At 41.6% G+C, this 13,318-nt stretch carries 11 protein-coding genes; 5 read left to right on the forward strand and 6 right to left on the reverse strand.

Features of this window, described 5'->3' with window-relative positions; translation table 11 throughout:
- Positions 1-635: 635 nt before the first annotated feature.
- The 3 genes from H6G83_RS15370 to radA all read right to left on the reverse strand — a co-directional run bounded on the left by H6G83_RS15370 (position 636) and on the right by radA (position 3,953).
- Positions 636-824 carry a hypothetical protein gene (locus H6G83_RS15370; protein ID WP_190473903.1) on the reverse strand — a complete coding sequence of 63 codons (189 nt, stop codon included), beginning with the start codon at positions 822-824 and terminating at the stop codon, positions 636-638.
- 686 nt (positions 825-1,510) lie between these two features.
- On the reverse strand, positions 1,511-2,329 hold the full coding sequence (locus tag H6G83_RS15375) for a Uma2 family endonuclease (protein WP_190473746.1): 819 nt from the start codon (positions 2,327-2,329) through the stop codon (positions 1,511-1,513).
- A 97-nt stretch (positions 2,330-2,426) separates the two neighbouring features.
- A complete protein-coding gene (gene radA, locus H6G83_RS15380; RefSeq protein ID WP_190473748.1) occupies positions 2,427-3,953 on the reverse strand; it encodes a DNA repair protein RadA in 1,527 nt (508 codons plus the stop codon).
- 177 nt (positions 3,954-4,130) lie between these two features.
- On the opposite strand from radA, the gene rpaB reads away from it, so the two are divergent.
- Together rpaB and H6G83_RS15390 are read left to right on the forward strand one after the other, a co-directional pair.
- On the forward strand, positions 4,131-4,859 hold the full coding sequence (gene rpaB / locus H6G83_RS15385) for a response regulator transcription factor RpaB (RefSeq protein ID WP_067774651.1): 729 nt from the start codon (positions 4,131-4,133) through the stop codon (positions 4,857-4,859).
- Between the two features lie 111 nt (positions 4,860-4,970).
- The gene (locus H6G83_RS15390; RefSeq protein ID WP_190473764.1) at positions 4,971-5,612 is read left to right on the forward strand and encodes a cofactor assembly of complex C subunit B; all 642 of its coding nucleotides are present in this window, start codon (positions 4,971-4,973) and stop codon (positions 5,610-5,612) included.
- Positions 5,613-5,712: 100 nt separating this feature from the next.
- Here H6G83_RS15390 and H6G83_RS15395 read toward each other — a convergent pair whose 3' ends face one another.
- Entirely contained in the window at positions 5,713-7,092 is a 1,380-nt protein-coding gene (locus tag H6G83_RS15395) for a phytase (RefSeq protein WP_199328452.1), read from the reverse strand.
- A 70-nt stretch (positions 7,093-7,162) separates the two neighbouring features.
- Here H6G83_RS15395 and H6G83_RS15400 point away from each other — a divergent pair, with 70 nt between their 5' ends.
- The 3 genes from H6G83_RS15400 to H6G83_RS15410 all read left to right on the forward strand — a co-directional run bounded on the left by H6G83_RS15400 (position 7,163) and on the right by H6G83_RS15410 (position 9,227).
- Positions 7,163-7,471: a XisI protein gene (locus H6G83_RS15400; RefSeq protein ID WP_190473893.1), complete on the forward strand. Its 309-nt coding sequence runs from the start codon at positions 7,163-7,165 to the stop codon at positions 7,469-7,471.
- A 39-nt stretch (positions 7,472-7,510) separates the two neighbouring features.
- On the forward strand, positions 7,511-8,029 hold the full coding sequence (locus H6G83_RS15405; protein ID WP_190473766.1) for a DUF456 domain-containing protein: 519 nt from the start codon (positions 7,511-7,513) through the stop codon (positions 8,027-8,029).
- A gap of 334 nt (positions 8,030-8,363) precedes the next feature.
- Positions 8,364-9,227 (forward strand): exosortase-dependent surface protein XDP2, encoded by an 864-nt coding sequence (locus H6G83_RS15410; RefSeq protein WP_190473767.1) that lies wholly within the window; start codon positions 8,364-8,366, stop codon positions 9,225-9,227.
- A gap of 442 nt (positions 9,228-9,669) precedes the next feature.
- On the opposite strand, the gene H6G83_RS15415 is transcribed toward H6G83_RS15410, so the two are convergent.
- Both H6G83_RS15415 and H6G83_RS15420 read right to left on the reverse strand, forming a co-directional pair.
- Positions 9,670-10,332, reverse strand: coding sequence for a hypothetical protein (locus H6G83_RS15415; protein ID WP_190473769.1), 663 nt, complete (start codon positions 10,330-10,332; stop codon positions 9,670-9,672).
- A gap of 482 nt (positions 10,333-10,814) precedes the next feature.
- Positions 10,815-13,280, reverse strand: a complete 2,466-nt coding sequence (locus tag H6G83_RS15420) for a pre-peptidase C-terminal domain-containing protein (protein WP_199328453.1) — start codon at positions 13,278-13,280, stop codon at positions 10,815-10,817.
- Positions 13,281-13,318 lie beyond the last annotated feature (38 nt).

Genomic DNA, 13,318 nt, shown 5'->3' on the forward strand with positions numbered 1-13,318 from the left:
AACTTGGCGATTTTAGCCGAAAACCTCAAGTTTGAGCTTCTGAGCTTGGATGTTTCGGTTTAAAGTGAAAAGCTTTGAGTTCAGAGGTTAAACTTTGCGGTTGTAAGTGAGAACGTTCTTGTTTTAAACGAGAACGTTTTCGTTTGAAGTGAGAATGTTCTGGGTTGAAGTGAGAATGTTCTGGGTTGAAACGAGAATGTTTTGGGTTGAAGTGAGAATGTTGTCGTTTCCAGTTAAAATTTTGGTGTTGAGAACTAAACAGTTGTAGCTGAAAGTGCGATCGCTACTCGGTAAAGGTGATGATTGCTCTCTCTATCCGCATCTAATTTACCGAAAAACTGGGTTTAAAGCCCCGCCCTTCTAGGGCGGCTTTTGTGGTAGTATAACTAATGGCGGTAAAGCGCACAAATAAAAGACGAAGTAGGTCAAGCGGACTGCTCCTGATCCGGAACCCTGGTAGTATAAATCCGCGCATCTTGTACAAATGTGGGAGTAAACGCAAAAATTAAAAACCTTTTCAAACGCGGTCGGGCAGTCCGTGTGAGCTTGTGGACGTATCCAAACAGAGAAAGTTGAATACTAGTATTCAGATTTCTAGAGAGGACGGATGAAGCAAGAATCCTCCCTCCGGGACGCTAACGCGAACGTCTCTTTAGAGCGAGGAGTGTCAACTGCAAGTAGTGAATTGTACTGGTGACGGCTTTGGGGGAACCTATCAATAAATGCTTGATGGGTTCTCTGTTGGCTTGTGGCTGTTGTGTTGGTTGGTTGAGGCTTGATGTATCTAAGTTCTCACCCAAATATTGTTGTAATTGTGCCATCATTGTATTTATCTCCTGAATATGGGAGCCAATAAAGGCGATCGCACAATTCTTGGTCGGATGAGGCGATCGCCTTTATCATGCTGATTTTATATTAAAGTATATTTTTATACGTGTCAATAGTATTTTTAAAATTAGCTAAGTTATATTAGAAGGGCTTTGCGAGGTTGGTATGGTGTTTGTTTGGGATAGTTATGTTTTAAAAGAGACTTTGGTTGACCTCACCCTCCCGGCCTCCCTCTCCTACGAGGAGAGGGAGGAGTAATGTAATTGTTGGTTTTTAAAGCCTCTCCCCGCGTCGGGGAGAGGTTTGGAGAGGGGTCAAATGTTATCTATCTCGCGTAAAAAAACGTGAGTTCGACCAGCGTTGTTTTGACCTCTCTCCCAACCCCTCTCTCTTGAAAAGTTCTGAACGCCGGAAGCTGGCGCACCCTACGGGTTCGCGTAGCGTCTCGTTAGAGAAGCCAGCTACAGACTTTTCGCTCCTACGAGGAGAGGGGTTGGGGGTGAGGTATTTTTTCGTTTCTCCTCCCTCTCCTCGTAGGAGAGGGAGGTTGGGAGGGTGAGGTTTATCGAACTCAGATTAAAAAACAACTGAGAACTGACACACAGTGCAAATAAAAAAGCTAGACTTAGCAGGTTTTGAGCTAATCTAGCAGGCGATCGCATTTTCAATTTTGAGCAAAAACCTAATCTTGGGGTTCAATTCCCGCAGCACGGAGTTGTGCTGCTAATCTTTCAGCACGTTGGCGTTCTTGTTCAGCACGTTGGCGTTCTTGTTCAGCGCGTTGTTGTTCTTGTTCAGCGCGTTGTCGTTCTTGTTCAGCGCGTTGTCGTTCTTGTTCGACACGTTGGCGTTCTTGTTCGACTAACTCTGAACCCCATAATAATAGTTGTCCGCTTTCATCCCACCAGCGTAACCAATTACCTGTACGATTTTCTCGCGTACCTTGCCATACACCAAGGTAAAGATTCATTTCCTCTATCCAGTAACGTTGGTTTTCGTTGGGGGTATGTAGGTTATATCTACCTGTATCTTGATCTAGGACATATACTTCTAAGCCCCCACTGTCTGGTTCAAAGATGGCGTAATTTGGTACTTTTAATATGCTCTCGTAAAAGAACCATTTACCAGGGGGATAAGTAAATTTGATGGAATATTCACTACCCTCTGGATCAGACAAAAATTCCATGACAATTACGGGGATATCTCCTTCTAGTTGAGGAGTATAACTGCGGATGACTTCTTCTCTGCTGACTTTGATTTGAGGAATATATGCCCAGTCTGGGGCTTTAACGACAGTTTTGCCGTTCAAGGTGGCGCAAATGCCGTAATTTGTGGTAGTGAGGGCGCTGGCGGGTAGTTTTCCTGCAAGTTCTAAGCTTTCAGTCAGCGCGGCGGCGAGAAATGGTTGGTTGATGTTGTCCACTGGGTCGTCTGGTAGCTTGTAATCATCGGGAAGTTTTTCCCAAGTGATTTGATAGTCGGGGGTGATGATGGCTGTCATGTTTATTAGGGGTGTAGGGGGTGTCAGTTAACAGTTATCAGTGAACAGTGAACACAACCTGACAACTGATAACTGTTAACTGTTAACTGATTAATACCTACTCTTCATCCATATCTAAATCGTCGCTAGTCAATTCCTGATGGGGGATGGCGGCGATAATTGCGTCTATGACTTTGGAAACTGGGAGAATTTCGATGTCAAAGTCGGGGTATTTTTGACCCTTGGGAACGATCGCACGTTTAAATCCCAGTTTAGCGGCTTCTTTTAACCTGAGTTCCATCTGGGAAACGGCGCGGACTTGTCCACCTAAGCCGACTTCGCCTATCAATACTGTACCAGGGTCAACGATGCGATCGCGGAAACTGGCAACAATGGCTATAGCGATACCTAAATCGACGGCTGGTTCTTCTACACTTAACCCCCCAGCCGAGGCGACGTAGGAATCTAGTTTGGACATGGGTATACCTACGCGCTTTTCCAATACAGCAAGTATCTGCACTAAACGATTGTAATCTACACCAGTGCCGGCACGTCTGGGTGATGGGTAACTGGTGGGGCTGACTAAGGCTTGCAATTCAACTACAATTGGGCGTGTACCTTCGCAAGCAACGACGAGCGCTGTACCCGGTGCGGGGTCATCACGGTTGCCGATAAATAACTCGCTGGGGTTGGAGACTTCACGGAGTCCGTTCTGCACCATTTCAAAGATGCCGATTTCGTGAGTTGCACCAAAGCGGTTTTTGACTGTACGTAATAACCGATGGGAGGCGAAGCGATCGCCTTCAAAATATAGTACCGTATCTACGAGGTGTTCTAAAACTTTCGGCCCAGCGATCGCCCCTTCCTTGGTAACGTGTCCAACAATCAACATGGTAATATCTTCATGTTTTGCCACTTTCATCAAGGCGGCTGTACATTCCCGCACCTGGGCGACGGAACCGGGTGCAGAGGTAAGGGCGGGAAAAAATACGGTTTGAATACTGTCAATAACTGCTACATTGGGTTTAAGCGAATCGACCTCACGGAGGATTTCTTCTAAATCTGTCTCTGGCAAGACGTATAAATCTGCGCCTACACCTTCAATATGTTGTGGTTGAGATGCTGCTTGACCATCCTCAGCTTTGCCATCTTCATCACCTACCACACTTAGCTGTTTGGACACACCCAAACGGGAAGCCCTTAACTTGACTTGCTGTCCTGATTCTTCACCGGAAACATAGAGGATGCGATATCTCTGCGCTAATTGGTTGGAGACTTGGAGTAATAGGGTAGATTTACCGATACCGGGGTCGCCGCCAATCAGTACCATAGAACCCGGAACTACGCCACCGCCGAGTACCCTGTCTAGTTCTCCGTAACCAGACTCCCATCGAGTGACTTGGCGATCGCTAATTTGGTCAAATGTTAATGAAGCCCGTGGTTTTGCCGGCTTCGCTACTGGTTTACCATTATTTTGCGCTGCGTGCCAACCACTGACACCCCCTTTCGGTACATCTACGGAGGATTGGATAGTAATTTGTTCTTCTAAGGAGTTGTAAGTACCACAGGCAGGACACTTACCAAACCATTGGGGAGATTCTGCACCACATTCGTTACAAATGTAAAAGGTTTTAGGCTTTGGCATTCTTAATTCTTAACTAATATTAAATATCTTAATTTTTCCTTAATTATTGCCCAATTGAAGATTCAACTAATAGCAAGAGTTACAGCATTTTCCAAATCATTTGAGGGAATGATATCTTAATATTATGGTATTAAAAATTAATCATGAGAAATTTTTAGTTAAGGAGCGTTGAGAAACTTGGAAACTCATAAAGAAAAAATCCTGGTAGTAGACGACGAGGCTAGCATCCGCCGAATTTTAGAAACGCGCCTTTCAATGATTGGCTACGATGTAGTGACAGCAGGCGACGGCGAAGAAGCTTTAGATACTTTTCGCAAGTCTGATCCCGACTTAGTAGTTCTGGATGTGATGATGCCAAAGCTAGATGGCTACGGTGTATGTCAAGAACTACGTAAGGAGTCAGATGTCCCTATCATTATGCTAACAGCCCTGGGGGATGTTGCCGATCGCATCACCGGGTTAGAGTTGGGTGCTGATGACTACGTAGTTAAACCATTTTCGCCCAAAGAACTAGAAGCGCGAATTCGCTCAGTATTGCGTAGGGTGGATAAAACCGGGGCTTCGGGAATACCCAGTTCGGGAGTAATTCATGTCGGTAATATCAAAATCGATACCAACAAGCGCCAAGTATACAAGGGTGATGAACGTATCCGTTTAACAGGCATGGAATTTAGTTTACTAGAGTTGCTAGTCAGCCGCTCTGGCGAAGCATTTTCCCGTTCGGAAATTTTACAAGAAGTTTGGGGTTACACTCCAGAGCGCCATGTAGATACCCGCGTAGTAGATGTACATATATCTCGGTTACGGGCAAAATTAGAAGATGATCCTAGTAACCCAGAACTAATTCTCACTGCACGCGGTACTGGCTACCTGTTCCAACGCATAATTGAACCAGGAGAAGAGTAAAAGTTGACAGTTAACTGTTGTACGGGCGGGTTTAATTGACATATTTATTTTCCCCATAAATTTCTTGCTGAACCCGCCCCTACTGGACAAATGACAAATGACAAATGACTAATGACAAAATCTGATCCCAATCGAGTTTTACGGCGCTTACCTCTAGTGGTTGGAGGACTAGGCGCGACACTTTTGCTGATTAACCGTTTGTTGACACCAGAACTAACCAACTCCCAAGCGCGGGGTGATGTATTGGGGGTGATTTTGAGTGCCGTACTGATTTTAACGGGTTTAATTTGGCAACAGGTGCAGCCGCGATCGCCGGATGCTGTAGAACTAATTGGTGAAGAAGGTTTTGAGTTAGCAGCAGATTTACCAGAAGCCGTGAAAACAGAACTAGCTTGGGCATCCCATTTGTTATTGACTAATACGGTAACGCGATCGCTGGTGGTTTACTATCAAGGCAAAGTTTTGTTACGTCGCGGTATTCTGGCCCCCAAAGCAGAAGTCACACCAGGCCCAATAGTTAAACGAGTTTTAGAAAAACAACAACCAGTTTATCTAGTAGCTTTAAATGTCTACCCAGGACGGATTGAATTTGATTATTTACCAGAAAATACCCAAGGTGTGATTTGCCAACCAATTGGCGCTCAAGGATTATTAATATTAGGTGCAAATGCCCCTAGAAGTTACACCAAACAAGACGAAAATTGGATTGCAGGAATTGCCGATAAATTAGCAGTGACTTTCAAATCTATCTAAAAAGTTACTTATAAAGGCAATAAAGCGAGAGGAAAATCTACACCGATTTTTGCCTCTCTTACTTATAGTTTCTTGATGAACCTGCAAAAGTCAATCAAGCTTAATGATTATGAGTGCGAGGATTCCAACCATCAGGTTCAATTTTTAATGTTGGAGAAAACGCCTTAGCAACGGACTGCCAAGGTGTAAATTTGAAGTTAGTGTTGGCTCGTGGTTCACCCTGAACATCTAAGACTTGTGGCGTATTATCACCATCTTGAGTCACCAATAGACCCTGGGGAAATTCTCTGCCTAATGGCACATTAATCACAGCAGCTCCGTCTGATTCTTGCACTCCATCTACTGTTGCAGAGTCAACCAGGGCAAAACTACCTACAAAACGATGGTTATCTTGCCGTTCGTAGACAGCAAAGGTATTGTCACCCTGACTAGATGCGAGCAAGTAACCCTGATTATTTCGATTTGCGTAGTAGATGGTTAGTCCTTCCACATCCGCCGAAAGGTGTTTGCCGCCATAACCTGGATCTCTACTAAAATCAATTTGGCATTCTTCTTCTACCGAGTCATAGGTATAAGGCACACCAAACTCACGAACTTTATCTAAAAGGGTAGGAGTGCTGGAGTCTAATGGCAATCTAATCTTCCAAATGCCGACATCTTCTTGCCCTGCATAAAGTATGCCTAATTCTTGATCTACAACCATCCCTTCTACTTGGGGAAGTTCGCCCGGATCTAAACAAGGAGTCCAGGTTGTACCATTGGGCAAACTAAATTGACTAGGAAGCTCAATTTGTTGCAGTTTACGATAAGTAATCTGTCCTTGATTCGGTATTAACTCAACTACAGCAATGGCTGTACGGTTTCGCTGACTAACAAAAGCAAATGACCTTCCTGAATTACGCTCCTTGTACAAGGCTAGCCCATAGGCGGTTGCTTGCTCATTAACTTGAGCTTGACTGTTGGAAAATATGAACGGTGCATTAGCATCTGTCACATCAGTTAGCGCTGGCTGATCTGAAGATGCGGCTTGGGGATTGATACGGTAAATCCGCAGTTTATCAGAACCGCGATCGCTCACCACGGCTAAATCAACCTTCTTACCATTGAGAACAAAACCGTAGACTAAATCAACGTTATTGAAACGCCCTGGTCTATCGTTAGGGGTTGGAGCTGGAGGTGCGGCGATCGCTTGTACTTGCACCCCTTGGAGATTATAAACTGCTAGTCCAGCGTCTTTGAGAGTACCCACAACCAAGCTCTTAGCAGTTGAAGATGGATGTACCCAAATAGCCGGGTCGTCAGCATCCGCATTGCCACCAGCATCATCATCAAAATTTGCCGGAGTTTCTAACTGCGCCTGAACTGACACTAGAGGAATTTTGTTGCCAAACACACCAACAGATGGGATAAAAAAGCTAGTAACCAATGTCAAGATAGCAGATGCTCTAGTTAGAACATTTCTCTTATTTTTGAAATTCACTTTCGTTTTTATAAAAATTGTTTACGGGTACAAATGTAGCAACCAAATGTAAATTTAAGTTTATAAATAGATTAAACAAAATCTAAATTGCGATGATTCTAACCCATGTAAAACCAGCAAGCTAGCTGTTTCCTCACTTATTTTTGATAATGAAAATGATCATTATCAACTAACATATGTAGGTTGGCAAGGAAATAAACGGGTATTTGGCCCCGTCATACATTTTGATATTCCAAATGGGAAAATCTGGATTCAGTATAATGGTACAGAAGCATCCTTAGCAAAAAGGCTGGTAGATTTAGGTGTACCCACATTAGATATAGTGATTGGCTTTCACTCTCCTTTTAAACGCCAATTTACTGGTTATGCTGTTGAATAAATATTACTATAAAAAATAGTTAATTACTAATTACAAATTATGCAAATCATCTACTGGCTACTCGTTGCTGTCATGCTTGTAGGGGTTGTTGGTGCAGTAGTTCCTGCCATTCCGGGGACGAGTTTAATTTTAATAGCCGTCATCATTTGGGGAATTGTCAGCAGTTCCTTTGCAGCGATTAAAGTTCCCTTAATTGTGACAGTGATTGTTTTGATTTTAAGTATTGGAGTTGATTTCTTGGCTGGATATTTAGGTGCAAAACAAGCAGGTGCTAGTAAGTGGGGACAAATTGGTGCATTTGTTGGGTTGGTGTTGGGGTTTTTGGGATTGTTACCAGCTTTACCCTTTGGCGGCCCCTTGTTAGGAATTTTGTTTGGGCCTTTGCTGGGTGCAATTGTTGGCGAGTATATATATAGACGTGAATTTTGGCTTGCGGTGAAAGCTGGTATCGGTATTGTTGTCGGTACTTTGGTAGGAAATTTAATTCAAGGAGTGTTGGCGATCGCTACTGTTGCAGTTTTCCTTTTTACAACTTGGCCGCAAGTATTTAACCAGTAAGTTTTATTTGATAACACCATCCAAAAGGTAGATTTAAGTTAATCTACCTATTTGTTTTTTAAGTTTAAATAATAAATACAAGCAATATTTAAGTAATATTAACTGTATATTAAGTAATTTCGCGCTTTACTGAAAGATAATCATGGTAATATCAGCGTTGATAATCCCATGTTTCGATACCTCTTCATGTAAAAAACACATAATTTACTGTCAAATTTATACAATTTTCAACAAAGACATCTTACGTAAGTATTTTTTTGCTGATAGACTCTGTATTGTAAGTAAAAGCCGCATTGGTAATTTCACCAATACTCAACACATACAGGAATAAATAATGATAGCTAAAAATTTACTACTTTCTACAGGAATTGCTTTGAGTGCAGTTGTAGGCGTATCTGGCGCTGCTCAAGCTGCTAGCTTTACAACCAATCTTGGTGCAGGTTCTAATCCTCCAAAAGGGAATGTTTTCTTGCAATCTATTGAGCAGAATGGTCAAACATTTACATATGGTACTAATCTTTTTCAAGTAACATCGGTTGACATCATCAGTAATACAGGGGTTTCTGCTTTTTCTGCTGGTGGAGCTGGTGCAGATGCAGGTGATAATGCTACTAAACCTAGCCCCAACCGAGATAATCTAGGTACTGATACTGCAAGTGACGTAAAAGCTACTCAATACTTAGGTAACAACAATTTAAACAACATCATCGATACTGAAGATAATGGTGCATTTGATATAAATGTGTTCTTTGGAGACGAAGGAGTTGGTAGAAGTTCTGAAGGATTCGACAACCTATTCTTCTACGAACGTGGTAAAAACAGCAAGATTCGAGTCCAAGCCTTAGATGTTGATGGAAATCTTATCGGTACTGCATTTACAATTACCGAAGATTTGTGGGGCGACGCTGGCTATAGTATCGATACCCTAGAAATTACAGGCGCTCAAGAAGTTGGTTCCTATGGAGTTAGCTTCGATCAGTTAGGATTAGATGACAGCGTAAATAGAATTTACGGTCTTAAATTGACAGCTCTAAACGGCACTGGTGATAATGCCTTCAATGGCCCTGATTTCAAAGTGTTTGCTGGTACTTATGTTGCAGGAACTGTACCTGAGCCTACCACTATTCTCGGCTTAGGTTCAGTAGCTGCACTTGCTTTAGTGCGCCGTCGTCGGCTAAAGAAAGTTTCTTCTCTATAGTCTTCTTGTTAGCAAACAATCGCGGCTTCACACTCTGCTAGCCCATAATTGTTAGGGTTAGATATGAGAGTGATTATAATTAACCGCAGAGATTAACTCTGTTTCTAAAAAGAAGTATTTAATAAATTTTTAACCCGCTTCGGCGGGTTTTGTATTTATTTAAGAGAATGATTTGCGAAACCTTAAGATGTTATTTATAAAGTAAATATTAAGTAGTAGCTTGGTAAGGCTAAAATGTTGCATTATTCTTTTCTTGTGGGATGGGCATCTTGCCCGTCCGGTGCGGGCAGGATGCCCACACCACAAGAGTTATATTTATGCAATATTTTAGCCTTGCCAGTCCACTACAATTTAAGGTTTACTTTATAAATAATCTCTAACTCCTTTCTCCTCAGTTTTAGATTTACTTTATAAATAACCTCTTAAGTGCTAATCGCTATAACTAACTTAAATTTTTTCTGTTGGAAATTATTTTTGTCGAAAATCCTAAAGCTAACAATCCTATAACTGTAACTGCACCTGTGGATCTAGGTTCAGGAATTGGAGTTGGACTACAACAAATATTAGCAAGAGTTAAAGAAAAATTATCTTCACTACTAGTATTTTTGATATAGTTGATTCTGAATAATCCAACTTGGAAAAATTCGCCCACATCATTGATATATTTACCCTCAAAAACTGAGAATATTTGAGGATTATCATTAGCCGAATATTTAGTAACCTCAAAAGGATTGGCAATCTCGAACTTTGAGCCATCAGTGAAGCTAATGAATGGTACATCGGGAACTCTAGCTATATAGGATTTAGTTTCTGAGCCTATTGTGAATGATTTATGTAGAAATCTTAAATTGATGTTAGCTATAGAACTAGCTACCAAACCCTGAAACAGTCCGCTTGATGATTTAGTTTTAAAAGACCCAGTGAATGAAATTACTTCATTTGTGAGTGCTGTTTCAGTCACGTTGCTGATGGTAGCTTTACCAGTGATTGTAAGTTCTGCTGCTTGAGTAGATGAAGTGTTTGATGAAATAGCCAAAGCAGAGCCTAAAGTGAAAGCACTAGTAACTAAGACTATTCCACGTTCTAATGTATTAAAATCTTTCATCGAATTGAGAATTTAAAGTTGATGAAGATTATGATATACCGTAAGCTAGCAAATAACAGACATACTCAAGTAATATAAAATTTCTGGCGTTGCTGAATTGAAATATGAAAAGAGAAAATAAACTTCCTTTTTCTTTATAACTTTGCGTCTCTGCGCCTTTGCGTGAAACCAATTCATATCTTGATTCAGCAACGCCAAATTTCTTATACTCTGGAAATGCTGATAAACATTACAGAGAAAAATTTCTCTTAGTGTATCCTAACAAAATTTTATAACTACAATAAAATCCCCTCCTGTTTACGCACTGGAGGGGATTATACTAAAAATTAAAGTTACTCTTTCAGGACTTACGCAACTAGCATAATGGTAGGGTGCGTCAGATATGGAAAATCCTTGAATCTGTACGAAATGATTGAGGCTGACGCACCCTACAGTTAGTTTGATTATGACACTTGCGTAAGTCCTATATTTGTTAACTCAGTTTAAGCGATGCTAATTCCGTAATTCAAAGACTGGATAAATTCATCAAAGGATAAATCGATGAATCCATCATTAGTACCGCTCAAAGCCTTACCATCTACTCCCCAAGGATTTCGCACGGTAACCCGTTGCTCACCACCACTTTTAACATAGACATTTGTTACTGAATAAGCGTGGGCAGTGACAATATATGTGCTGTCAGTACTACCTACTCTTGCTGCTGTGACTGCCTGACCATTTTTTAAAGCCGTTTCTAGAGTTGAAAAAGTTAATTTGCTGGCATCATAGTTAGTAGTCTGTTTTCCTGTAACATACCGAAGAGGATTAGAAAGAGTGCTTCCATTACCTATTGCATCATAACCATTCACACCCGTTCGCCACTCCATCCATTGAGCGTAAGCTTTTTCGACTAAAGCCACCCAAAGAACATTGTTATTTCTTTTAGCAGCTACACCTGTGGCGATACGACGGTCAACAGTTACGTATTGTGCTTCACCAGGATCATTAAATGTTGTTGAGTAAAAGCGTATCGTGTAGGTGTTATCACCATTGTCGGTAATCATACTATTGATGATAGAGCTAGAAGTATTCCCTGAATCATCAGACTGACGACCAAAGGTTGCACCCAAAGCTGATAAGAATGCACAATCACCTAATGAGCCTTGGTCAATATCACCAATTCTTGCTTCGTTAGCACTGCCATAAAGAGTACCATTGACTACAGTGTAGGTAAGAGTTTTATCATTAAACGTAGCTGTTGGTGCTACTGTACCTAAAAACCAACGACCAACGAAATCAGACTCAAAATTAGTAGCGCTCATACCCGCAGATGCACCATTAGCAACCTGTTTCGAGAGCCATTTCACAGAGTCTTGCATAGTAAAAGGTGTACTTGCACCCACCAATGCTCTTAGACCTGTGACTTCGTTAGCATCAATAGCCGAATTATCTTGTGCATTTCTGAAGATATCCAGCATATCCTCACGACTCAAACTACCGTCAGCTGCGAGGTTGCGCGTTAATCTAATCAGTCCCTGGTCAACAAGATTTTGGCTGTACCAGTCTTGAATAGTTGTTGTTGAAGTCGCTATTGTAAATGTCTGTCTGACTGTATTACTAGCACCGCCAGCTTTGTCGTAAGCTATGCCTTCGAGAGTATAACTACCAGCAGTTAGATTCAAGCTATTCAGAGACAAACTGTAGCTAAAAGTTGCCCTATTTGCAGTCTTCAGATCGGCATTAAAGCTAGTAACATCAGCTACATCTAACCAAGTTCCGTCTGCTCTTTGAATGCGGAAATCTACTTTGGAAAGGTCGCTAACACCGTTGCTATCCGATACCCCAGCATTAGCGACTCTGAGATTGTCTGTTGTGGAGAAGGTGGTAGCGTTAAGCTTAAAGTCTAGAGAAGTTGGGGCAACGTCTTGCCATACTTTGAGATTGTAATTGGTATTGCCACTTTGTGAATAGACTCTAATAAAATAGTTGCCAGTATTTAAAGTTGTACGAATAGATTCACTGCTTGTGGCGGTCTTGTAAGAACCTGTGACAACCTCACCACCATCAAACAAACCGTTGCTGTTAGCATCTCTGATTAACTGTACATCTGCATTCGCACTCAAGCCGTCAACAGCGATATTGACTGTACTACTAGCAGTTAGGCTAAAGCTGTAAAAATCATTGATATTTGTTGAATCTACCTTATCTGCAAAAGTCTGGGTACTACCAGAAGGGGTGATTTTTTTAGCGGTGGTTAATGAAAGCCCTGAATTCTCCAGAGTCACACCTAAGCGTACTGTATTACTAGCACCGCCAGTCTTGTCGTAAGCTATGCCCTGGAGAGTATAAGTACCAGCTGTTAGATTCAAGCTATTTAAGGACAAACTATAGCTGAAACTTGCTCTATTTGCATTATTAGAATCGGCAGTAAATGTATTTGCATCAGCTACATCCAACCAGGTTCCGTCTGCTCTTTGAATGCGAAAATCAACTCTGGAAAGGTCGCTAGCACCGTTGCTATCTGATACCCAAGCACTATTGACGCTGAGTGTGTCTGTTGTTTTAAGGGTGGTACTGTTGAGTTTAAAGTCTAGAGAGGTTGGAGCGAAGTTTTGGAAGAGTTTGAGATTGTAGTTAGTATCGCCAGTGTTTGAATAGACTCTGATGAAATAATTGCCAGCATCTAGAGTTGGACGAAGGGATTCACTGGTAGTTCCCGTCTTATTAGAAGTACTGATAACTTCACCACTATCAACTATACCATTACTATTAGTATCTCTGATTAATTGTAAGTCTGCATTAGCACTCAAACCATCAACAGCAATATTCAAACTACTACGAGCGGATAAACTGAAGCTGTAGAAATCATCCAAGTCTGTCGAATCTACCCGGTCTGTGAAGGTCTGAAGATTAGAAGATAATGTTATTTTTCTAGCAGTAGTTAATGTGTTACCCGCATTATCCGTCATAATTACCTCTAGTTATACCTGTTGGAAAAAATGTCAGC

Origin of the sequence: Anabaena azotica FACHB-119 (assembly GCF_014697625.1) — a bacterium.
Taxonomy (GTDB): domain Bacteria; phylum Cyanobacteriota; class Cyanobacteriia; order Cyanobacteriales; family Nostocaceae; genus Trichormus; species Trichormus azoticus_A.

Bases quoted from the DNA above. Each gene is read 5' to 3' on its own strand.
- H6G83_RS15390 (WP_190473764.1), top strand. From the start codon at position 4,971: ATGACAAAATCTGATCCCAATCGAGTTTTACGGCGCTTACCTCTAGTG.
- H6G83_RS15405 (WP_190473766.1), top strand. From the start codon at position 7,511: ATGCAAATCATCTACTGGCTACTCGTTGCTGTCATGCTTGTAGGGGTT.
- H6G83_RS15415 (WP_190473769.1), bottom strand. From the start codon at position 10,332: ATGAAAGATTTTAATACATTAGAACGTGGAATAGTCTTAGTTACTAGT.
- radA (WP_190473748.1), bottom strand. From the start codon at position 3,953: ATGCCAAAGCCTAAAACCTTTTACATTTGTAACGAATGTGGTGCAGAA.
- H6G83_RS15410 (WP_190473767.1), top strand. From the start codon at position 8,364: ATGATAGCTAAAAATTTACTACTTTCTACAGGAATTGCTTTGAGTGCA.
- H6G83_RS15370 (WP_190473903.1), bottom strand. From the start codon at position 824: ATGATGGCACAATTACAACAATATTTGGGTGAGAACTTAGATACATCA.
- H6G83_RS15420 (WP_199328453.1), bottom strand. From the start codon at position 13,280: ATGACGGATAATGCGGGTAACACATTAACTACTGCTAGAAAAATAACA.
- H6G83_RS15375 (WP_190473746.1), bottom strand. From the start codon at position 2,329: ATGACAGCCATCATCACCCCCGACTATCAAATCACTTGGGAAAAACTT.